Origin of the sequence: Massilia cavernae (assembly GCF_003590855.1) — a bacterium.
Lineage (GTDB): Bacteria > Pseudomonadota > Gammaproteobacteria > Burkholderiales > Burkholderiaceae_D > Telluria_A > Telluria_A cavernae.
Genome location: NZ_QYUP01000111.1, coordinates 62,051 through 83,207, shown reverse-complemented (window position 1 = coordinate 83,207; position 21,157 = coordinate 62,051). Strand labels below are relative to the sequence as shown.

The following is a 21,157-nucleotide window of genomic DNA, read 5'->3' as shown; positions in this document are numbered from 1 at the left end:
GTCCACAAAGTTATCCACACGGCCACTAGCTGGGAAACCGTCGTTCCCGCCACTGGCGGAACCGACTACCCGCGCAGGCGGGTACCCATACCCCGCATCCATAGCCCGATAACGCATCAATTTTGCGCACCGCCCGGGCTTGCTCAGCATGGGTTCCGTTTGCATGGGAACGACATTGAACGGGCTCATCCCCGCATCGCCGCACTCATTTGGCGCACGCTAAGCCCTTAATTTTCCGTGGTATTTCAACAATTTTCACCATTTCCGTGCTGCACTGCGTTTGACTGCAAATGCCTTCCGACGCTATAATCCCGCTGATTCACGTATTTCCCGAGCCCGATAACGGCATTTCACAATGGCTGGCGCGAAGAAGAAAAAATGTTGCGCTTAGTCTCCCTGCAATTGATGGCAACGGTAGTCGCTGGCGTTATCGCCGCACTGATCGGGGGAGCGCCTGCGATGTTTTCGGCTGTAATTGGCGGAATTTGTTGTGTCGTGCCCAATGGATTGATGGCGTTTCGCCTGTACGTCAATTCGAAAACGCCTGGCGGGGCTAACCCGTTCTCGTTTTTTATCTGGGAATTTATAAAGATTGCATTGACGCTGGCGCTGTTAGGTGCGACTGCGTTGCTCTACCGCGATTTGAACTGGCTGGCCCTGATGGCCGGGTTCATCGTCGCGCTGAAAAGTTACATAATCTTATTATTTAGGCAATGACATGAGCACACCTGTTGAAGGCGCAGCGACGCACGCACCGACCGCATCAGAATACATCCAGCACCACCTGGGTCACCTGTCCAACAAGCACCAGTCCTTCGTGGTCGACTTCACCGTCTTCAACGTCGACACCATCTTCTGGTCGATCTTCGCCGGCGTGGTCGGCTCGCTGCTGATGTGGATGGCCGCGCGCCGTGCCACTTCCGGCGTTCCTGGCCGCTTCCAGGCTGCCGTCGAAATGCTGGTCGAAATGGTTGAAAACCAGTCGAAAGCCATCGTCCACGGCGACCGTACCTTCATCGCCCCGCTGGCGCTGACCGTGTTCGTCTGGGTCGCCCTGATGAACTCGCTGGACTTCCTGCCGGTCGACATGTTCTCCTCCTTCTTCGCCCTGGTCGGCTGGGACAGCGTGATCGCGTACCACCGCGTGGTGCCGACCGCCGACCTGAACGGCACCCTGGGCATCTCGCTGGGCGTTCTGGTCCTGATGCTGTACTACGGCATCAAGATCAAGGGCTTCGGCGGCTTCATCCACGAATTGTTCGCCGCACCGTTCGGCATCTGGATGGCGCCGTTCAACCTGCTCCTGAACATCATCGAATACGCAGCAAAAATGGTCTCGCTCGGCATGCGACTGTTCGGCAACATGTACGCCGGTGAACTGCTGTTCCTGTTGATTGCACTGCTCGGTTCCATGGCGACTACCTTTGGCTTCATTGGCCACGTGGTGGCAGGTTCGGTTTGGGCGATCTTCCACATCCTGATCGTGTTCCTGCAGGCATTCATCTTCATGATGCTGACGCTGGTGTACATCGGTCAGGCGCATGAAGGCCACTGATCGGACTGGTACTAAAGAATCGCAAGATAAGTGGTAGTAGAAGTTTGTAGTTTTTAATCTAGTTTTTAATTTAACTTTTTGGAGTAACTCTCATGACTGACGTATCTTTTGTAGCTCTGGCTTGCGGTTTGATCATCGGCCTGGGTGCTATCGGCGCCTGTATCGGTATCGCTATCATGGGCGGTAAATACCTGGAAGCTTCGGCTCGTCAGCCTGAACTGATGAACACCCTGCAGACCAAGATGTTCCTGCTGGCCGGCCTGATCGACGCTGCGTTCCTGATCGGTGTTGGTATCGCAATGCTGTTCGCATTCGCAAACCCATTCACCGCAGCAGTCGCCGGCTAAGACTCGCGTCTTTGGTTCTGAAGGGCCGAACCACTACGGTTCGGCATCCGTTTTTGTGAGAAGGAAAATACCGTGAACTTAAACGCAACCTTGTTTGCCCAGTTCGTGGTCTTCTTCATCCTGGCGGGCTTCACGATGAAATTCGTGTGGCCACCACTGATGAAAGCGCTCGACGAGCGCGCCGAGAAGATCGCGAGTGGCCTGGCCGCAGCAGACCGTGGCAAGGCAGAGATGGCTGCAGCCGAGAAGCGCGCACAAGCCGAACTGGCAACTGCACGCGACGAAGGCCAGAAGCGCATCGCCGACGCTGAAAAGCGCGCAGCATTGATCATCGAAGAAGCCAAGAAAACCGCATCCGACGAAGCAGCACGCATCGTTGCGCAAGCCAAGGCTGACGCGGAACAGCAGGTAGTACGTGCACGCGAAGAACTGCGCGGCCAGGTCGCGACCCTCGCGGTCCGTGGCGCCGAACAGATCCTCAAGCGCGAGGTGAACCCGGCTGCTCATGGCGAGCTGCTGTCGCAACTGTCGGTCGAGCTGTAATCATGGCTGAACTCGCAACCGTCGCCCGTCCCTACGCCGAAGCGCTGTTCCGTGTTGCCAAGCAAGGCAACATGGCTGCCTGGTCCGAACTTGTGTCCGAACTGGCGCAAGTTGGCTCCAACCCTGATGTGCAGGCGTTTGCCGCCAACCCGAACGTCTCGACCGACACCATGACCGGCACCCTGTCGTCGCTGGTGAAGTCGCCGATGACGCCTGAAGCGGGCAATTTCATCCAGATGCTGGTTGAAAATGGCCGTGTCGCGCTGCTGCCGGAAATCGGCGAGCAGTTCCAGGTACTGAAGAACGCTGACGCAGGTGCGGCTGACGCCATCATCTCGAGCGCATTCGAGATCTCGGATGCCCAGGTGGCCCAGCTGCTGTCCGCGTTGGAAAAGAAATTCGGCCGCAAGCTCAACCCAACCGTGTCGGTGGATTCCTCGCTGATCGGTGGTGTGCGCGTCGTCGTCGGCGATGAAGTGCTCGACACCTCGGTACGCGCCAAGCTGCAACAGATGCATGTTGCGCTGGCTGCGTAACCGACATTCGCACTCGCCCACGGCAACGCCCTTGCCCTACGCATCAAGAAACTATTAGGAGTTAGCATTATGCAACTTAATTCATCTGAAATCAGCGAACTGATCAAGAGCCGCATCCAGGGCCTGGAAGGTTCCGCTGAAGTTCGCAACCAAGGCACGGTCATCTCCGTCGCTGACGGTATCTGCCGCATCCATGGTCTGTCGGACGTGATGCAGGGCGAGATGCTGGAATTCCCAGGCAACACCTTCGGCCTGGCAATGAACCTCGAGCGCGACTCCGTCGGCTCCGTCATCCTGGGTGCTTACGAGCACATCTCGGAAGGCGACACCGTCAAGACGACCGGCCGCATCCTGGAAGTGCCGATCGGCCCTGAGCTGCGCGGCCGCGTGGTCAACGCACTGGGCCAGCCGATCGACGGCAAGGGTCCGATCAACACCACCCTGACCGCACCAATCGAAAAGATCGCTCCGGGCGTTATCGCCCGTGAATCCGTGTCGCAGCCTATGCAGACTGGCCTGAAGTCGATCGACTCGATGGTACCTATCGGCCGTGGCCAGCGCGAGCTGATCATCGGCGACCGCCAGACCGGTAAATCGGCTGTCGCAGTCGACGCGATCATCAACCAAAAAGGTCAGAACATGACCTGCGTGTACGTTGCGATCGGCCAGAAAGCATCGACCATCAAGAACATCGTGCGTTCCCTGGAACAGCACGGCGCGATGGAGTACACCATTGTTGTCGCCGCATCGGCTTCCGAATCGGCAGCGATGCAGTACATCTCGGCCTACTCGGGCTGCGCGATGGGCGAATACTTCCGCGACCGCGGCGAAGACGCACTGATCGTCTACGATGACCTGTCGAAGCAGGCAGTTGCCTACCGCCAGATCTCGCTGTTGCTGCGCCGCCCACCAGGCCGCGAAGCTTACCCAGGCGACGTGTTCTACCTGCACAGCCGCCTGCTCGAGCGCGCAGCACGCGTGAACGCCGACTACGTGTCGAAGTTCACCAACGGCGCCGTGACCGGCAAGACCGGCTCGCTGACCGCACTGCCGATCATCGAAACCCAGGCTGGCGACGTGTCTGCATTCGTTCCGACCAACGTGATTTCGATTACCGACGGTCAGATCTTCCTGGAAACCTCGCTGTTCAACGCCGGTATCCGTCCTGCGATTAACGCGGGTATCTCGGTATCGCGCGTCGGTGGCGCCGCCCAGACCAAGGTCATCAAAAACCTGTCCGGCGGTATCCGTACCGACTTGGCGCAGTACCGTGAACTGGCTGCGTTCGCGCAGTTCGCTTCCGACCTGGACGAATCGACCCGCAAGCAGCTGGACCGCGGTGCACGCGTGACCGAACTGCTGAAGCAGGCCCAGTACTCGCCGCTGCCGATCTCGCTGATGGCCGTGTCGCTGTTCGCAGTGAACAAGGGCTACTTCGACAGCATCGAAGTCAAGAAAGTACTGGCATTCGAAGCCGGCCTGCACGGCTTCATGAAGTCCAGCCACAGCGCCCTCCTGAGCAAGATCGAAGAAACCAAGCAACTGGACAAGGACGGCGAAGCTGCCTTGGCCGCAGCCATTGCTGATTTCAAAAAATCTTTCTAAAGAGTTGAGGGACAGGCGCCGCGACGCGCCGTCCTGTCCCCGACATGATATGGCTGGCAGCAGTCATAAGGAGTAAGGACTCATGGCAGTAGGCAAAGAGATACGTGGCAAGATCAAGAGCGTAGAGAATACGAAGAAGATCACCAAGGCGATGGAAATGGTCGCCGCATCCAAAATGCGCAAGGCGCAGGACCGGATGCGCGCCGCCCGTCCCTACAGTGACAAGATTCGTAATATCACCGCCAATCTTGCAACTGCTAATCCAGAGTACACGCACCCGTTCATGGCGCAAGCCAAGGGCGAGGCAGCGAAGGCAGTCGGCTTCATCGTCGTCACGACCGACAAGGGTCTGTGCGGCGGCATGAACACCAACGTGCTGCGCCTGGTGACGCACAAGATGCGCGAGCTGGAAACGGCTGGCAATAAGATTGAAGTTGTTGCGATTGGCAACAAGGGTTTGGGGTTCATGAACCGGGTGGGTGTCAAGGTCGTGTCGCATGCGATCGCGATCGGCGACACCGCGCACCTCGACAAGCTGATCGGGCCTGTGAAAGTCATGCTCGACCGCTACGAGGCAGGCGAGCTCGACGCGGTTTACGTCTGCTACACCAAGTTCGTCAACACGATGAAGCAAGAGGCGATGGTCGAGCAGCTGCTGCCGCTGTCGTCCGCGCAGCTGTCGGCCGACAAGGATAGTCTCTCCTGGGACTACATCTACGAGCCGGAAGCGCAGACCGTGATCGACGAACTGCTGGTGCGCTATGTTGAAGCGCTGGTGTACCAGTCGGTGGCGGAAAACCTGGCGTCCGAGCAATCGGCGCGCATGGTGGCGATGAAATCGGCAAGCGACAACGCCGGCAACGTCATCGGCGAACTGAAGCTGGTCTACAACAAGACCCGCCAGGCAGCGATTACCAAAGAACTCTCCGAGATCGTCGCCGGCGCGGCAGCGGTCTAAACCCGTTTTATATAAATATTGAAGGAACGAACATGGCTGATGGCAAAATCGTTCAGTGTATCGGCGCAGTGGTTGACGTTGAGTTTCCGCGCAACGCAATGCCGAAGGTTTTCGACGCACTGAAAATGGCAGGCTCCGAACTGACCCTGGAAGTACAGCAGCAGCTGGGTGACGGCATCGTCCGTACCATTGCGCTGGGCTCCTCCGACGGTCTGCGTCGCGGCATGATGATCCAGAACACCGGCGCACCGATCATGGTTCCAGTGGGGACTGCTACCCTGGGCCGTATCATGGACGTGCTGGGCAATCCAATCGACGAATGCGGCCCGGTATCGCACGAGCGCATGGCGTCGATCCACCGCGTGGCTCCTGCGTACGACGAACTGTCGCCATCGCAAGACCTGCTGGAAACCGGCATCAAGGTTATTGACCTGGTCTGCCCGTTCGCCAAGGGTGGTAAGGTCGGTCTGTTCGGCGGTGCAGGTGTGGGCAAGACCGTCAACATGATGGAACTGATCAACAACATCGCTAAAGCGCACTCGGGTCTGTCCGTGTTCGCCGGCGTGGGTGAGCGTACCCGTGAAGGTAACGACTTCTACCACGAGATGGCCGATGCAAAAGTCGTCGACCTCGAAACCCCGGAAAATTCCAAGGTAGCGATGGTTTACGGCCAGATGAACGAACCACCAGGCAACCGTCTGCGCGTCGCGCTGACCGGCCTGACCATGGCGGAAGCGTTCCGTGACGAAGGCAAGGACGTTCTGTTCTTCGTCGACAACATCTACCGCTTCACGCTGGCAGGTACCGAAGTATCCGCACTGCTGGGCCGTATGCCTTCCGCAGTGGGTTACCAGCCTACCCTGGCCGAAGAAATGGGCCGCCTGCAAGAGCGCATCACCTCGACCAAGACCGGCTCGATCACCTCGATCCAGGCCGTCTACGTTCCAGCGGATGACTTGACCGACCCGTCGCCGGCAACCACCTTCGCCCACTTGGACTCGACCGTCGTTCTGTCGCGTGACATCGCCTCGCTGGGTATCTACCCTGCGGTCGACCCACTCGATTCGACCTCGCGCCAGCTGGACCCGCTGGTCGTTGGCCAGGAGCACTACGACACCGCGCGCGCTGTCCAGGGCACCCTGCAGCGCTACAAGGAACTGCGCGACATTATCGCGATTCTGGGCATGGACGAACTGGCGCCGGAAGACAAGCTGCTGGTGGCACGCGCACGTAAGATGCAGCGTTTCCTGTCGCAGCCGTTCCACGTCGCTGAAGTGTTCACCGGTTCGCCAGGCAAGTACGTTTCGCTGAAAGACACGATCAAGGGCTTCAAGATGATCGCGTCTGGCGAACTGGACCACCTGCCGGAACAGGCGTTCTACATGGTTGGCACGATCGAAGAAGCAATCGAAAAAGCCAAGAAGCTCGGCTAAGACATGCCTCGGCGCCGCCCCGTAAGGTGCGGCGCCCCAACCCGATAGGACACACATGGCACACACTATTCACGTTGACGTGGTATCGGCCGAAGCGAGCATCTTTTCGGGCGAAGCCGAGTTCGTCGCGTTGCCGGGTGAAGCAGGTGAGCTGGGTATCTTCCCGAAGCACACCCCGCTGATCACGCGCATTCGGCCGGGTGCTGTACGGATCAAGGTGCCTGGCCAGGCGGAGGAAGAGTTCGTCTTCGTCGCCGGCGGCATCCTGGAAGTTCAGCCGAACGCAGTGACGGTCCTGGCCGACACCGCGATCCGCGGCCGCGACCTGGACGAAGCAAAAGCACTGGAAGCGAAGAAGCAAGCGGAAGAACTGATGGTCAACCGCACTTCGGAGATCGACTACGCCAGGGCGCAAGCCGAACTGGCGGCAGCGGTCGCCCAGCTGGCGGCAATCGCCAAGCTGCGTCAGAAGCGCTAAGTCAGGCAACACAAGCAGTACGGAAAAAGGCAGCTTCGGCTGCCTTTTTTACGCCTGTTCGAGTCCGGCGGCTGCGGGGCCATGGGGATGCGGCGCCAGCAGTTCGTCGATGCGGGCGTTCAGGTTCTTCAGTTGTTCCCGCAGTTCGTGGCGACGCGCGCGGACTTCGTGCAGGTCATGCGATTCACCCTCGACCGCTTGCACGACATACAGCGCGACGTTGAGCGAATGGCCGTTGTCGGCGATGCGGTCCGGGCTGACCAGCGCCGCGCGGCCATCGACCGGCGCGCGCTTGCTGTAGATGCCGGCGATTTCCTGCACGGCTTCGGCCGACAACACGTTGGCGCCCTTGGCGGACGCCGCCATCCCGCGTGCGTCGACGAAAACGACATCCTGCCGCGGCGCCCGGTCGGTCCGCAACAAGAGGATGGCGGCCGCGGCGGACGTGCACTGGAACATCTTGTCGGGAAGCGCGATCACGCCGTCGACCAGGTTGCGCGCAAGTAGGCGCATGCGGATGCGCCCCTCCGTGCCCGTGCGCGACAACACGCCGGTCGAGACCACGGCCACCATGCGGCCCGCAGCCGGCCGCAGGGCGAAGGCCATGTGCAGGAGGTAGGCAAAGTCCGCATTATTCTTTGGCGGCAAGCCGGCGCGAAAGCGATGGTGTGGATCCGGCGGCGCATCCTCGTGGCGCCATCCTTTCCGGCTCCATGGGAAGTGCGAGATCACCACGTCGTACAGCCCCTCCACGTCGTCGTGCTCGGTGAAGTAGTCGGCGCGCAGCACATCGGCGCGGCGGATGTTCCGCGACGACAGTCCCTGCGACAGCACGCTCAGCTTCGCCAGCATCCACGCCGTCGGATTGCGCTCGTCCGCGGACAAGCACCAGTGCCGGCGTTCCTCCCTCGCGACGCACTGGCTGGCCTGCGCCAGCAGCTGGCCGGTGCCGCAGGCCGGATCATAGACCCAGTCCCCGGAATCGGGCCGACCTAGGGCGGCCACCAGCGCTGCGATGGAATCCGGCGTGTTCAGTTCAGGGGCGCCGGAGTTGGCAACCAATGCCTTGCGCGCAGTCTCGAGCGCAGCGAGCAGCAGGGCCCAGCTGCATCCGTGCCTGTCCTTCATCCACAACAGGTCGATCGCCTTGCCCAGTATGCCGCGGTCCTGCTGGCTGAACATGAAGCGTGGCGACCTGAAGTTGAGGTGCTGGAACACGCCGCCAAGTTCATCTGCGTTGCACAGCTCGAGCTCGCGCAACATGCGGTCCAGCCAGTCAGGGAGGTCATCGGCCTGCATCAATGGCACGTGATACAGGAGATCCGGCGGCAAATCGAGGGGGAAGGGAAGGTCGAAACCGCTCCGCCGGGAATCGGCCAGCCAGCGCAGGACGACGAGGGCCAGCATATGCCGCACCGAATCCGAGGTGGAGAACGAGTGCCGCATCATCGCCAGAACGTCGGCGATGTTCGCTGACGCATCCTTTCTCGACGTCTTAGCCATGGGCGCGGCGATGCTCGAAAAGGGTTTCGCAGGCATGCTCGATTTCGGCCTGGTCGAGCCGCTCAAGTTCGTCGCGCAGCCGGGTGCGCTGCTCGGATAGCGAGCGCAACTCGGCGATGCGCAAGCGCTCGGGTTCGGGTGGGAGGCTAATCTCGATGGTCAGCAGGCTCGACTTGTTCAGGGCCTTGATCGAGGACCCGGCAAGAAGCTGGTTGATCTCGGCCTGTATCACCGGCCGGTTCAGGTACCAGCACAGGTATGCCGGATCGATCTCCCGCTTGGCGCGGATGACATAGACCTGGCCGGCGGTGCACACGGGGCGCGGAGCCCCGTGGAACAGGCGCGCCGGATAGGATGCGCCACGGCCGGGCAGCAGGATGTCGCCTTCCTCCAGCGCCGCGGACAGCTGGTGTTCATCGACCACAACGCGCGGGATGGACGAAAGATCGGGTGGCCATCGCGTGACAACGTCGCGAATGGACAGCAAGTGGGCGTTTCCATCCACGTTTTCGACCGGTGTGCGGTCTCGAAACGTCGTCAGGGTTCGTACGGTTGCGATCTGATCGAGTTTTACGTTCATGGCTCGGTTCAGCCTCCGCCGGCTCTGGCCTGGCGGAAGCATGGTAGGGACTATTTGGACTTCTTCTTGGAACCCGGCGGAACACGGCGTACAGCATGCCAAACACGATAATGCCACCCACCGGATGGGCGTCGCTAATCCGGATCACATGGGATGCAGCATTGATGACATCAATCAGATAACCGTTCATCACCAGCTCCTTTAGCAACGGTCCTATCGTACTTTCCACAGCGATGTCGACTAGAGCTTTATTCATGGCAATCTCCTGCAACTGGAACAGTCGGGGCCCAGGGAAATGAAACCTCCCGGATACGTCGCCACACATGCCCAAAGATCTACCAACAGCTGTTCATGGCGAGTGATGGCGGTAGCGCCTGAAGGTCTTTGTACTGGCCTACCGCGCGTCTACATGTCAGACAAAGCCGCTCACTGCTCAGTTCCGAATCTTCATGCCGATCGTTTGCAATGGATCAAGGTCTTTGCATCCACTGAATTCTCGAAAGGTTTGCCCGCTGCGCCGGCGAAGCGTGTCGCAAACCGTGTTTGCAGCCCCGCCCATGTGAATCCTTCGCGAGGATTATTTGGCGCGTTTCAGGCGCTCGCTCACACGCTGGTGGAAGTAGCCGTTTTCTAGGTAACGGTACATATTGACGCCGGGGCAGGCCGTTTCGGCGTAGTCCTTGTGGCCATGGATGCGGTCGACCGGCACCTTGTACTTGTCGGCCAGCAGCGCCATCAGTTCGACCACCGCGTCCAGCTGCTTCGCATTCGGCTGCACTTCCTCGAAGTTGCCGACCACTTCGATCAGCGCGTGGCCTTTCGGATCGTAGGAGGTATTGGTGTCGCCGGCCAGCCCGATGTCGCGCGCGGCGTAGATGTTGCCATCCAGGTCGATCACGTAGTGGTAGGGGATGTCGGCCCAGCCCTTGGTCGCGCGCGACCAGCCCTGCAGTGTACGCAGGTAGGCGCGCGGGTCTTTCCCGGCCGGGAAGGATTCGCCCTGGTGGTGCAGGGTGATGTGGTCGATCGTGTGCGGGCGCGCCTTGGCCGGGTCGGTCGGGGTACCGCCCCATTCGGCTACCGTCACGATGCGCTTTTCGACGCTATCCAGCGGCTCGACGCGTGTGGTGCTGCAGCCGCCGATCAATGCGAGGGCAGCGATCGCGCATGCCAGCCTGGTTCGAATACTCATCAAGTGCTCCGGTAGGTAAGTCCGCCATCTTTCCACACATGGCTCCACCATGACAAGCCCGTGTTTGTTTCAAGAAAGCACCGCATACTGATGTGTATCTGTTAGGCTTTCGAAAACTACAACACGGGATGTGCAACATGAGGTCGATAAAGGAAATTCTCCGGGACAGCAGGACGGTGGCGGTCGTGGGCATGTCGAACAAGCCCGAGCGCGACAGCTACATCGTCGCCAGGTACCTGCAGGAACATGGCTACCGCGTAATCCCGGTGAACCCCAACTATGCAGGCAGCGAGATCCTCGGCGAGAAGGTGCATGCCTCGCTGACCGAGGCTGCCGATTCGCTTGCGCCGGGCGGCCGCCAGATCGACATCGTCGACTGCTTCCGCAAGTCCGCGGACATCCCGCCGGTCGCGCGCGAAGCAATCGGCATACGTGCCGCCTGCCTGTGGATGCAGCTGGGCGTCGAGAACCAGGCTGCCGCCGACATGGCGTCCGCCGCCGGCCTCGACGTCGTGATGGACCGCTGCATCAAGATCGACCACGCGGAACTGCAGGACTGACGCCGGAGGGAACATGAAGGCACGCAAGTTGCTCCGGGCACCCAAGGACCTCACGCTGCGTGACGAAGACGCAGCCGCCACGCCGCTGCGCGACGAACTGGTCGAAGCCAGCATGAGCAGCGACGAGATCAAGCAGAAGGCGCGCGAACAGACCGCGCAAATCACCGACAAGATCGCGGTGTACCAGGAGATGCTATACGCCGCGCGCAAGCACAAGGTACTGCTGGTCCTTCAGGGCATGGACACCGCGGGTAAGGACAGCACCATCAAGTCGCTGTTCAGCCACATCAACCCGATGGGACTGCGTGCCGTCGCCTTCCGCCGGCCGAACGAGGAGGAGCTGGCGCACGACTACCTGTGGCGCGTGCACAAGCACACGCCCCAGTGCGGCGAGATCGCCATTTTCAACCGCAGCCACTACGAGGACGTGGTCACGGTGCGGGTGCTGGACTCGGTCGACGACAAGGAGGCGGCCCGCCGCTTCATCCAGATACGCGACTTCGAGCGCATGCTGGCGGAAACCGGCACCGTCATCGTCAAGATATTCCTTCATATCTCGAAGGGCGAGCAGCGCAAGCGCCTGCAGCAGCGCCTCGACGACCCCGAAAAGCAGTGGAAATACGACCCGGCCGACCTGGCCCACCGCAAGCTCTGGGACAAATACCAGGCCGCCTACCAGGAAGCTATCGTGGCCACCGACGCCGACAACGCGCCGTGGTACATCATTCCGGCGGACTCCAAGCCGCAGCGCGACCTGGCGATAGCAACCCTGCTGCTCGAGATCATGGAGAGCCTGAAGCTGGCGTTTCCCAAGCCCGACCCTAAACTTGCCAAGCTGAAGATCCCGGATTAGCGGAAAAGGCGGTGGATGCGCGCTGCGCGCCCCCTACATATAAGTGCCCGCGTAGGGCGGATAAGCGCAACGCGGTGGAGCACGGGTTTCGAATCGCATGCGATTCGCGTGCGAAACGGTATCCGCTTGCAAGCGGATACTCCTAAAGCGAAGCGCATCCGCCACCACACCCTATGGATGCGGCGCATTCCGCGGCTGCGCCAGCCTCTGCAACATCGCATAAACCGCCCGCACCTGTGCGCCCTCGCGCGTATGAAAATCCGGCCGGAACGGATTCGCCGACGAATACCCCCAGTAGTCCCAGCACCCGCCCGGGTTATACGGGTAAAACCAGCTGGTCCTCACCTGCGGATACAGCACGATTATGCCGTTCGCATCCGCTACCGCGTTATACCCTGCGCGCCCATAAAAATGGTCCTTCACCAGCGCCGCCCCCTGCATACATCCGTGGAATGCCACATGCACGCGGCACCGCCGCGACGAACAGGCCGCCGGCACGTACGCATACCCCGCATCGTCCAGGCCAGCACGATACCCCGCATATCGACGCTGGTCGAACTTGATGGTCGATCCGCTCAGCTGCGCCGATGGCGGCCCCAGTCCCGGATAAAGATGCGACAGCATCTCCCGCGCCAGCGGCAAGCCACAGTTGTTGAAGTAGGGCGCGGCAGTCAGTGAGCACGCACTGTCGCCAGGGTCGTTTGTCACCATGCCATGCCCCGCCTGCAGATCGTTGCGATAGTGGATGCTGGCAGTCCCGGCCAGTGCATAAAAATGTCGCACCTGGTCGACCACGGCGGTGGCCACGGTCTTGTCTTCCCGCCCGCTGAACAGGTAGATCTTCTGCCGCCGCAAGTTAGGCAGGGCGTCGATCCTTCCCGCCTGCGCGATCTGTTGCGCGTCCCGCCACAGCACGACGGCATCCGGTGGCGACGACTCCGTCGCCTGCGGGTTCATGCACGCGCGCGTGGCATTGGACCAGTAGAGCGTGAACGGCGGCCAGCCGGGCCGGCTTGCGCAGTTGTACGGACCACCGGCGACGATCCCCGCGCCCGTGATCATGGACGAATGGATGACGGCGAATTGCCCAGCCATGTACGCACCTGACGACAGCCCCGACACTGTTGTCTGGGTAAGATCGACCTGGAAGGCCGGCAGGGGCTGCACGCTCACAGCTTCGGAGCGCACGGCCAGTACCGGCGTGAGCCAAGCCGCCAGCATGGCTAGCTTACGGCCGACGCGCATGGCAGTCCTTTCAAGCGAGACTGCCGTTGAACTTTGCTTCGGCAGTGGCATAATCGGGTTTCATTTAATTAGACCCGCAGGCGCCAGCCAATGTTCGACTCTACCGCACTCTTTTTTTCAGCCCTTGCCGCTGTCGCCAGCGCCGGCATCAGCGCACCGGCCTACGCCGCCACTCCCGCGTCTGCAGCGACCGCAACCCCGGCCGCATGCCCCGCGCTGCTGCGCCAGAACTTCAAGCGCCTGCAGGACGACGCGCCGCAGGACCTGTGCCAGTACGCCGGCAAGGTCATCCTGGTGGTGAACACGGCCAGCTATTGCGGCTACACGCCGCAGTACGAAGGGCTGGAGAGGCTGTACGCGAAATACGCCAGCCGCGGCTTCGTTGTGCTGGGCTTCCCGTCGAACGACTTCGGCAAGCAGGAACCGGGCAAGTCGAAGGAGATCGCCGATTTCTGCTTCAACACCTATGGCGTCAAGTTCCCGATGTTCGCGAAAAGCTCGGTCACGGGCGCGGAAGCGAATCCCTTCCACGCCAGCCTGATCAAGGCTACCGGCAAGGAACCGAAGTGGAATTTCACGAAGTACCTGATCGACCGTAACGGCAAGGTCATCGAGCACTACCCGAGCAAGGTCACGCCCGAGGACAAGCAGGTCGTCAGCAAGATCGAGGAAGCGCTGGGTTCCTAAGCTGCCTTGACCACTGCGCGGAGCGGTCCGCGCAGTGCATTGCACACCATGACCTCGTCCGCGCGGTCCAGCATCTCGCGCGTGATCACGCGTTCGGACGCATTCAACGCCGGTTCGGCCAGCATCACCGATCGCATCACACCCGGCAGCACGCCACAAGAGAGCGGCGGCGTAAGCCACTGGCCATCCAGCTGCACGAATACATTGCAGCGTCCTCCCTCCGTCAACTCGCCCCGTTCGTTGAAGAACAGCGTATCGAAGGCGCCATTGGCCTCGGCATCGCGCCAGGCCGCGTCGTAGCGGGTGCGCACGCTGGTTTTATGGCGCAGGAAGATGTCGTCCGACTGCTTGGCATCGGCGGCCAGCAGCAGCGCCACAGGCTCCTGCAGCGGCGCCAGCGCCGCGCTTTGCACCGGCATCGTCCCGTCCTGCCGCAGCGCTAGCCGTACGCGCCTTGTTTCGTCCGGGCGGACTTCCGCCTCCACCAGTGCTTCCGCAGCCGCGCGGTCGAAGGCAAAGCCGAAGTACGAAGCGGACTTTTCAAGCCGCGCCAGGTGCAGCGCCAGGTGTTCGCATCCGTCACCGGTAACGCGCATGGTCTCGAACAGCTCGAATTCATTCGACAGGCCGGTCAGGAAGCGGGCCTTCAGGCGGCACTCGGCAAATTCGTCCACCGGATCGCTGTCGAACACGATGCCCGCGCCGACGCCCATCTCGCCGCGCCGCACGCCGGCATCCAGCGCCTGCAGCGACAGGGTGCGGATCGGCACCGACATGCAGAAGTCGCCAATGACCCGTCCACCGGCCGGTGGATCGAACCAGCCGATCGCGCCGGTATAGATGCCGCGCGGCGCCGGTTCCAGCTCGTCGATGATCTCCATCGTGCGGCGCTTCGGGGCGCCGGTGATCGAGCCGCAAGGGTAAAGGGCGTTGAAGATGCCGGCCAGCGTCGTCTCGGGGCGCAACTGCGCGCGCACCGTGGACGTCATCTGCAGCACGCTGGTGTAGCGCTGCACGTCGAACAGTTTCGGCACCTCGACGCTGCCGGTCATGGCGATGCGGCCAAGGTCGTTGCGCAGCAGGTCGACGATCATCAGGTTTTCGGCGCGGTTCTTGGTGTCGGCCGCCAGCGCTGCGGCGCGGCGTGCGTCTTCCGCATCGTCGCCCGATGCCGGCGCGGTTCCTTTCATCGGCCGCGTCTCCAGCATGCCCGCCGTGTGGCGCACGAACAGCTCCGGCGACAGCGACAGCACCGCCTCGCCGCCGGGAAGGGCGGATCAGCGCGCTGTGGGCACCGGCTTGGGCGCGCGCGCAGGCGGGCGTAAAACGCGTGCCAGCGAACCGAAAGGCGGTCGAAGCGGAGCCGGTTTGGTGTAGTTTGACACGTTGGTAGGTGTCGCCGGCTTGCAATGTAATGTGGAGCGGTTCGACGCAACGCGTGAATTCACCTGGTCGACATTGGGCGGCGTACCTGGCGATGCCGGCCGGCGCATCCGCAGCGGGCGCCCTGCGATGCCAGCCCATGCCGCCACTGGTCTGTCCGGCGTCAATGTGTTGGCAGCGGTCGAACAGCAGCACCTGCGCCCAGCGGCGCAAATGGCCGCTTTTCAGACGCGATAACATAAATTAATTTACCAGGTACGCGCATGAATGTCCAGGATCCGCACGCCCAGCTCGTACGCCAGCACGGTGACCGCATATTGGCCACGCGCCAGCGCCGCCTCCATGTCCGCCAGCAGCTGCGGCCAGCCTTCGATGCGGTCGCAGCGCAGCACGCCCTTGCAGGTGGTGTACAGGCGCGACCGGGCCTGCCCGCCGTCCGGGCTGGCGTCGTCGAGCAGGGCGAAGCAGTCGGCAAAATTCATGATGAAGCAGGAATGACGATCACGCGGCCAGCATCAGCGCCAGCTGCAGCCCGGTTCCTTCGGTAGGGTTCTGGCGGAAGCCGCTCTTGGCGAAACGGTGCCAGCGGCCGACCGCGTAGCTGACCAGCAGGCTGGCGCGCGCCGCCACGTCGGCCTCCTTGCCGTGGCCTTGCGTGACCGCGACGCGCAGCGACTGCTTGAACGCCATTTCGACCTTGTCGTAGAACTGGTTCATGCGCAGCTGCAGGCGTTCGTCCTCGTTGACCAGCGCATCGCCGATCAGCACACGCGTCATGCCCGGATTGTTGGCCGCGAACGCCAGCAGCATCTGCATGATCGCGTGGGCTTGTTCCATGCCGCCGGTTTCGCGTTCGGAGATCTGGTTGATCAGGCCGAACACGCTCGACTCGATGAATTCGATCAGGCCTTCGAACATCTGGGCCTTGCTGGCGAAGTGGCGGTACAGCGCGGCCTCGGAGACCTCGAGCCGCGCGGCCAGTGCCGCCGTGGTGATTTTTTCGCCCTTGGGCTGCTCGAGCATCGCTGCGAGGGCCTGGAGGATTTGCAGCTTGCGCTGGCCCGGCTTGGTGCTTGCCATGTTGTCTCTGCGGGTTCGGGTTAATCAGTTCAGCGCAGCCGATGCAAGCGGGCGGCCAGCTGACGAAGGGATTTTACTTTGACATCGACGTAAGCGGGGCGTTTTAGCATTTTGGGCACGGCCGCGGCCCCGATCGGGTCGCTCATCTTGAGGTACTGCGTGATCCACACGGTACGTACGCCCAGCTGCTTGGCGGTGCGCAGGTTGTCCAGCGTGTCCTCGACCAGGATGCAGCGGCGCGCCGCCACGCCATGCTTGCGCAGCATGCGCCGCATCATCAGCTTGGACGGTTTCGGCCGCAGCCGGCCGTGCACGTGCATGTTTTCGATGGCGATGTGGTGGCTGAAGTGACGCTTCAGGCCTAGGTGGCGCATCACGTCCTTCGAGTAGCGGGTGGGCGCATTGGTCAGCAGGATCTTGCGGCCCGGGAGAATCCGCAGCAGGCGCGACAAACCTTTTTCGGTGCGGATCATCTGCTGCAGGTCGCCGATGGCATGGGTCTCGTGCAGGAAATCGGCCGCCTTGACATCATGGTGCCGGATCATGCCGAGCAGGGTGGCGCCATAGCGCTTCCAGTAGCCCAGGCGCGCGGCGTTGACGGCTTCCTGCGTTGCGGGCGTGGTGCCGTCGCCCAGCACGCGCGCGATGTAGACGTTCATGTTGGCGCTGATCGCCGGGAAAATCGCATGCGAAGCGTCGTGCAGCGTGTTGTCCAGGTCGAACAGCCAGAGCGGGGAGGACAGGTTAGTATTCGGCACAGGCACCTTTACGGGACAACGAGGAAAAACGGATGCGACGCCAGATTATAGTGATTCTTGTAAGCCTGTTCTGGTTTGCCCTTCCTTCCGCCTGGGGCGCCGACCGCGGCGCGCTGTTCAAGGTGACCAGCGAGGGCCGCACGATGTACCTGTTCGGCACCATCCACGTCGGCGTGCCCGGCTTCTATCCGCTGGAGCCGCGCATCGCGCAGATCGTCGCACAAGCGCCCGCGCTGGCGCTGGAGATCGACACCGGCCGCGACCCTGCCATGCTGGCGCGCGCGATGCAGCAGCACGGCTTGCTCGCCCCAGGCGAGGCGCTGACGGCGAAGATGCCGCCGGCGCAGAAGCTGCGCCTGGAAAAAGCGCTGGCGCGCGCCGGGATCCCGGCGTCCCTTGTGGCCGGATTGAAGCCGTGGGTGGTGGCCACCACGCTGGCGCTGGCCGAATACCGCGCGCAGGGCTACCGTCCGGAGCTCGGCGTCGAGGGCCACCTGGCGCAGCTGGCGCGCACCAATGGCGTGCCGGTCACCGAGCTGGAGTCGGTGGACGAACAGCTGGCGCTGTTCGGTCGCCTGGGTGAGAGCGAGCAGATGCGCGTCCTGGACGAGGTACTGGAGACGATCGAGGACGGCCGGCAGGGCGATGAGGCGCGCGAGATCGCCGAAGCGTGGGGCAGCGCGGACCGCGTGGCGCTGGACCTCATCGCCAAACGGGTGGAGGAGGACCAGACCCTGTCGGGCCGCTTCCTGTACAAGGTGCTGCTGGTCGAGCGTAATGCGGCGATGGCCGGCAAGCTTGCCCGATTGATCACGCAGAAAAACAACAGCGTCGCGGCGGTCGGCGTGCTGCACCTGATCGGGAAAACGAGCATACCGGAGCTGCTGCGCGCACGCGGCATGACGGTGGAGCGGGTGTACTGAGGGGAGTCTTGCGCACCATCCAATGGATGGATGGTGCCCTTTACGTGGATTGAACACGTGGCCTCTCCCTTACCAAGGGAGTGCTCTACCACTGAGCTAAAAGGGCGGCATGTGTGGCAGCGAACGCGGCCACAAATCTTTAGTGCGACCGGATCATAGTGCCAAAAGCCTGTTCGGTCAAGACTTCCAGCAACAATGAGTGCTCGATACGGCCGTCGATGATGTGAACCGTGTTCACGCCCGACTTGGCTGCATCCAGCGCGGAAGAAATCTTCGGCAGCATGCCGCCGGAAATCGTACCGTCCGCGAACATCTCGTCGATCTCGCGCGCCGACAGGTCGGTGACCAGGTTGCCCTTCTTGTCCTGGACGCCGGCGATGTTGGTCATCATGATCAGCTTTTCGGCCTTCAGGATTTCCGCGATCTTGCCTGCGACCACGTCGGCGTTGATGTTGTACGCCTGGCCGTCCTGGCCGAAGCCGATCGGCGAAATGATCGGGATGAAGGCGTCGTCCTGCAGTGCCTTGACCACGGCCGGGTTGATCGCGTCGATCTCGCCGACGAAGCCGATGTCGAGGAACTCGCCCGGTTTTTCGCGGTCAGGCATGGCCATCCGGCGTGCGCGGATCAGGCCGCCGTCCTTGCCGGTCAGGCCGACCGCCTGGCCGCCGTAGTGGTTGATCAGCATGACGATGTCCTGCTGGACTTCGCCGCCGAGCACCCACTCGACCACTTCCATCGTTTCTTCATCGGTGATGCGCATGCCCTGCACGAAGGTGCCCTGCTTGCCGATCTTTTTCAGCGCGTTGTCGATCTGCGGCCCGCCGCCGTGGACCACGACCGGATTCATGCCCACCAGTTTCAGCAGGATGACGTCGCGCGCGAAGCCGTGCTTCAGGCGTTCGTCGGTCATGGCATTGCCGCCGTACTTGATGACGATGGTCTTGCCGTGGAAGTTGCGGATGTACGGCAGCGCTTCGGCCAGGATCTGCGCCTTGATCTGCGGGGACACCGCGGTCAGGTCGTCGTGCTGGTCGAGCTTGAGGTTGGTCAGGGGTGCGGTCATGGCGGGTCCGAAAAAGAATTTTGCGAGATTTTACAGGCAACGGGGCAGGGCTTGTGGCCATTATAGGGCCATCTTGTTGTATTTTATTTCCAGCTCCGTTATGGTGCGGCGACAGGGGCGCCGCATGGGCGCGGCGGAAAATTTACTACGGGAACTATTGATGAGCACATGCACAAGTTGCGGCGCCGAATTCGGTTGCGCCATGGCCGACCAGCTCGACGGGCCGTGCTGGTGCACCGAGCTGCCTGCAGTGGTTCCGGTGCCGGGCGAAGCGGCGGCCTGCTGGTGTCCGGACTGCCTGAAGCAGCATATCGGACACGCCAGGGACGCAAGCGCCGCCGAGGGATCTTGACCGTCCGCCAGCCGCGTTTGAAACGGGCATCCTTCCACCTGAAATATAATACGCGGCCCAGTTCCGAAAGAGTCGCGTGGATCCACAAACCAGTTATCTAGGCTATCTCGCCGCAGTCCTCACCACCAGCGCCTTCATTCCCCAGGTGTTCATGGTGTGGCGCCAGCGTGGCGCGCCCGGCATTTCCACCGGCATGTACATGATTTTCATCACCGGCGTGGCGCTGTGGACCTGCTACGGCTTGGCGCTGTCCGACTGGCCGATCATCCTCGCCAACGGCGTGACGCTGGTGCTCGCGTCGGCCGTGCTCGGCATGAAGTGGTATTTCGCGCGCGCCGGGTTGGCGGAACGCTAACGGCTGGTACGGAAGAAGCGCATCATTTCGCGGCTTGCGTCCGGTCCGCGGCCATCGGTGTAGCTGCCGCTGCCCGATCCGCCCGACCACGCATGGCCCGCGCCGTGGATCAGCCACTGTTCCGCATGGGCGGTGCCGTCCGGCTTGTGGTGGATGGTGCGGGTGTAGCTGTGCCCGTCGGGGACGGCGCCGGGCTCAGTGCTGATGTGCGAGACCGGGTGCGAGCCCTGCTTGATCAGCTCGTCGCCATTGGCCGGATGGACCGTCGTGTCCTTGTCGCCGTGGAAAACGATGATCGGGACGGGGTCGCCCGGTAGCGCTTGCCTGCCGAAGTCGCCGCGCATTGCCGCCAGCGCCGACGGCAGGTCGTGCGCCGAGGCGAACGGCAAACCGGAGTGGACGCCGACGGCCGCATACAGTTCGGGGTAGAGTGTACCCATGATGGTTGCCATCGCGCCGCCGGCGGACAGCCCGGCGACGTAGACCTGGCTGTCGTCGACGGCATGGCTGCGCATGACCTTGCGGGTAATGCCCGCGATGATCGACGGCTCGCCCTGATCGCGCTGCTGGTCGAGCGCGTTGAACCAGTTCCAGCAGCGCGAAGGATTGGCCTGCAGCGACTGAGCGGGATACGCCACCAGGCAATGCATTTCCTCGGCGAGCTCGTTCATCCGCGTGCCTGCCGCGAAGTCGTCCGGGTGCTGGGTGCAGCCATGGAGCATGACCACCAGCGGCATCGGCTGGCCGGTGTAGCTGCTGGGAATGTAGAGCTTGTAAGCGCGGGTGCCGGCGGCGTTGGTGTAGCTGTCGTCGATGAACTGGCCGGGGAGGGGAGCGGTGGCAGGGCGGGAAGGGTCGAGTCCGGTCATGACGCCGGGGATGATCTGATCCAGGAATTCTTGCACTCCTGCATTTATTTTTCCTGGATCGGTGGTTCCGGCACTGGGTAAAACGCGCAACGCCTGCTGGATTTTTTGCACTGCAGCAGAGTGGTTTTGCCCCATCAGGATTCTTGATGCACCGCGCAAATGCTCTATGAGCTTAGAGGGAAATTTCATGGGCTGTCCTTGGTTAATGCGTTTTAGTCTACCTGTCTGAGCCCGTTCGTCAACCGGTTTTTGCTGCGGTGCGATAATTGCGTTCTGACATGTTTTTTGGAAAGATG

The 21,157-nt window shown here is 61.9% G+C and carries 25 protein-coding genes and 1 tRNA gene; 15 read left to right on the top strand and 11 right to left on the bottom strand.

What is annotated here, in order from left to right; genetic code table 11:
- The first annotated feature begins 378 nt into the window (after positions 1-378).
- The 9 genes from D3872_RS11940 (at position 379) to D3872_RS11900 (ending at position 7,455) form a co-directional block, all read left to right on the top strand.
- Positions 379-717, top strand: a complete 339-nt coding sequence (locus D3872_RS11940) for an ATP synthase subunit I (protein WP_119810971.1) — start codon at positions 379-381, stop codon at positions 715-717.
- 1 nt (position 718) lies between these two features.
- A complete protein-coding gene (atpB, locus tag D3872_RS11935) occupies positions 719-1,555 on the top strand; it encodes a F0F1 ATP synthase subunit A (protein WP_119810970.1) in 837 nt (278 codons plus the stop codon).
- Between the two features lie 92 nt (positions 1,556-1,647).
- Positions 1,648-1,902 carry a F0F1 ATP synthase subunit C gene (gene atpE, locus D3872_RS11930; RefSeq protein ID WP_119810969.1) on the top strand — a complete coding sequence of 85 codons (255 nt, stop codon included), beginning with the start codon at positions 1,648-1,650 and terminating at the stop codon, positions 1,900-1,902.
- 72 nt (positions 1,903-1,974) lie between these two features.
- A complete protein-coding gene (locus D3872_RS11925) occupies positions 1,975-2,445 on the top strand; it encodes a F0F1 ATP synthase subunit B (protein ID WP_119810968.1) in 471 nt (156 codons plus the stop codon).
- Between the two features lie 2 nt (positions 2,446-2,447).
- The gene (locus tag D3872_RS11920; RefSeq protein ID WP_119810967.1) at positions 2,448-2,981 is read left to right on the top strand and encodes a F0F1 ATP synthase subunit delta; all 534 of its coding nucleotides are present in this window, start codon (positions 2,448-2,450) and stop codon (positions 2,979-2,981) included.
- Between the two features lie 69 nt (positions 2,982-3,050).
- On the top strand, positions 3,051-4,586 hold the full coding sequence (atpA, locus tag D3872_RS11915) for a F0F1 ATP synthase subunit alpha (RefSeq protein WP_119810966.1): 1,536 nt from the start codon (positions 3,051-3,053) through the stop codon (positions 4,584-4,586).
- A gap of 82 nt (positions 4,587-4,668) precedes the next feature.
- Positions 4,669-5,544, top strand: a complete 876-nt coding sequence (atpG, locus tag D3872_RS11910; RefSeq protein ID WP_119810965.1) for a F0F1 ATP synthase subunit gamma — start codon at positions 4,669-4,671, stop codon at positions 5,542-5,544.
- 32 nt (positions 5,545-5,576) lie between these two features.
- Positions 5,577-6,977 (top strand): F0F1 ATP synthase subunit beta, encoded by a 1,401-nt coding sequence (gene atpD / locus D3872_RS11905; protein WP_119810964.1) that lies wholly within the window; start codon positions 5,577-5,579, stop codon positions 6,975-6,977.
- Between the two features lie 55 nt (positions 6,978-7,032).
- Positions 7,033-7,455, top strand: coding sequence for a F0F1 ATP synthase subunit epsilon (locus D3872_RS11900; RefSeq protein WP_119810963.1), 423 nt, complete (start codon positions 7,033-7,035; stop codon positions 7,453-7,455).
- Between the two features lie 48 nt (positions 7,456-7,503).
- Here the strand turns inward: D3872_RS11900 and D3872_RS11895 are convergent, their stop codons facing one another.
- The 3 genes from D3872_RS11895 to D3872_RS11885 form a co-directional block, all read right to left on the bottom strand.
- Positions 7,504-8,958: an N-6 DNA methylase gene (locus tag D3872_RS11895; protein WP_182915786.1), complete on the bottom strand. Its 1,455-nt coding sequence runs from the start codon at positions 8,956-8,958 to the stop codon at positions 7,504-7,506.
- The gene (locus tag D3872_RS11890; protein ID WP_182915785.1) at positions 8,951-9,538 is read right to left on the bottom strand and encodes a restriction endonuclease subunit S; all 588 of its coding nucleotides are present in this window, start codon (positions 9,536-9,538) and stop codon (positions 8,951-8,953) included. The genes D3872_RS11895 and D3872_RS11890 overlap by 8 nt, the downstream gene beginning before the upstream one ends.
- Before the next feature lie 577 nt (positions 9,539-10,115).
- Positions 10,116-10,730: a peptidoglycan recognition protein family protein gene (locus D3872_RS11885; protein ID WP_119810960.1), complete on the bottom strand. Its 615-nt coding sequence runs from the start codon at positions 10,728-10,730 to the stop codon at positions 10,116-10,118.
- A 137-nt stretch (positions 10,731-10,867) separates the two neighbouring features.
- Between D3872_RS11885 and D3872_RS11880 the strand changes: the two genes are divergently transcribed.
- Complete coding sequence (locus D3872_RS11880; protein WP_119810959.1) at positions 10,868-11,290, top strand: CoA-binding protein; 423 nt, start codon at positions 10,868-10,870, stop codon at positions 11,288-11,290.
- 13 nt (positions 11,291-11,303) lie between these two features.
- The gene (locus D3872_RS11875) at positions 11,304-12,143 is read left to right on the top strand and encodes a PPK2 family polyphosphate kinase (RefSeq protein WP_119810958.1); all 840 of its coding nucleotides are present in this window, start codon (positions 11,304-11,306) and stop codon (positions 12,141-12,143) included.
- A gap of 171 nt (positions 12,144-12,314) precedes the next feature.
- Here the strand turns inward: D3872_RS11875 and D3872_RS11870 are convergent, their stop codons facing one another.
- A complete protein-coding gene (locus tag D3872_RS11870) occupies positions 12,315-13,439 on the bottom strand; it encodes an extracellular catalytic domain type 2 short-chain-length polyhydroxyalkanoate depolymerase (protein WP_147373865.1) in 1,125 nt (374 codons plus the stop codon).
- Between the two features lie 39 nt (positions 13,440-13,478).
- On the opposite strand from D3872_RS11870, the gene D3872_RS11865 reads away from it, so the two are divergent.
- Positions 13,479-14,075 (top strand): glutathione peroxidase, encoded by a 597-nt coding sequence (locus D3872_RS11865; protein WP_119810956.1) that lies wholly within the window; start codon positions 13,479-13,481, stop codon positions 14,073-14,075.
- Here D3872_RS11865 and D3872_RS11860 read toward each other — a convergent pair.
- From D3872_RS11860 to D3872_RS11850, 4 genes are all read right to left on the bottom strand, one after another.
- A complete protein-coding gene (locus D3872_RS11860; RefSeq protein WP_229459286.1) occupies positions 14,072-15,328 on the bottom strand; it encodes a chorismate-binding protein in 1,257 nt (418 codons plus the stop codon). The two genes, D3872_RS11865 and D3872_RS11860, sit on opposite strands and share 4 nt — an antisense overlap.
- 378 nt (positions 15,329-15,706) lie before the next feature.
- Positions 15,707-15,940 carry a hypothetical protein gene (locus D3872_RS26465; RefSeq protein WP_229459285.1) on the bottom strand — a complete coding sequence of 78 codons (234 nt, stop codon included), beginning with the start codon at positions 15,938-15,940 and terminating at the stop codon, positions 15,707-15,709.
- 19 nt (positions 15,941-15,959) lie between these two features.
- Positions 15,960-16,538, bottom strand: a complete 579-nt coding sequence (gene slmA, locus D3872_RS11855; protein WP_119810955.1) for a nucleoid occlusion factor SlmA — start codon at positions 16,536-16,538, stop codon at positions 15,960-15,962.
- 29 nt (positions 16,539-16,567) lie between these two features.
- Positions 16,568-17,302, bottom strand: coding sequence for a pyrimidine 5'-nucleotidase (locus tag D3872_RS11850; protein ID WP_119810954.1), 735 nt, complete (start codon positions 17,300-17,302; stop codon positions 16,568-16,570).
- A 26-nt stretch (positions 17,303-17,328) separates the two neighbouring features.
- Between D3872_RS11850 and D3872_RS11845 the strand changes: the two genes are divergently transcribed.
- A complete protein-coding gene (locus D3872_RS11845) occupies positions 17,329-18,219 on the top strand; it encodes a TraB/GumN family protein (RefSeq protein WP_119810953.1) in 891 nt (296 codons plus the stop codon).
- A gap of 31 nt (positions 18,220-18,250) precedes the next feature.
- On the opposite strand, the gene D3872_RS11840 is transcribed toward D3872_RS11845, so the two are convergent.
- Both D3872_RS11840 and argB read right to left on the bottom strand, forming a co-directional pair.
- Positions 18,251-18,325 (bottom strand) — tRNA-Thr (locus tag D3872_RS11840).
- A 33-nt stretch (positions 18,326-18,358) separates the two neighbouring features.
- Positions 18,359-19,285 carry an acetylglutamate kinase gene (argB, locus tag D3872_RS11835; RefSeq protein WP_119810952.1) on the bottom strand — a complete coding sequence of 309 codons (927 nt, stop codon included), beginning with the start codon at positions 19,283-19,285 and terminating at the stop codon, positions 18,359-18,361.
- A gap of 160 nt (positions 19,286-19,445) precedes the next feature.
- Here argB and D3872_RS11830 point away from each other — a divergent pair, with 160 nt between their 5' ends.
- Entirely contained in the window at positions 19,446-19,637 is a 192-nt protein-coding gene (locus D3872_RS11830; RefSeq protein WP_119810987.1) for a cysteine-rich CWC family protein, read from the top strand.
- A gap of 76 nt (positions 19,638-19,713) precedes the next feature.
- Positions 19,714-19,992, top strand: coding sequence for a SemiSWEET transporter (locus tag D3872_RS11825; protein WP_119810951.1), 279 nt, complete (start codon positions 19,714-19,716; stop codon positions 19,990-19,992).
- Here the strand turns inward: D3872_RS11825 and D3872_RS11820 are convergent.
- On the bottom strand, positions 19,989-21,050 hold the full coding sequence (locus D3872_RS11820) for an extracellular catalytic domain type 1 short-chain-length polyhydroxyalkanoate depolymerase (protein WP_119810950.1): 1,062 nt from the start codon (positions 21,048-21,050) through the stop codon (positions 19,989-19,991). The genes D3872_RS11825 and D3872_RS11820 overlap by 4 nt on opposite strands.
- Positions 21,051-21,157: the final 107 nt, after the last annotated feature.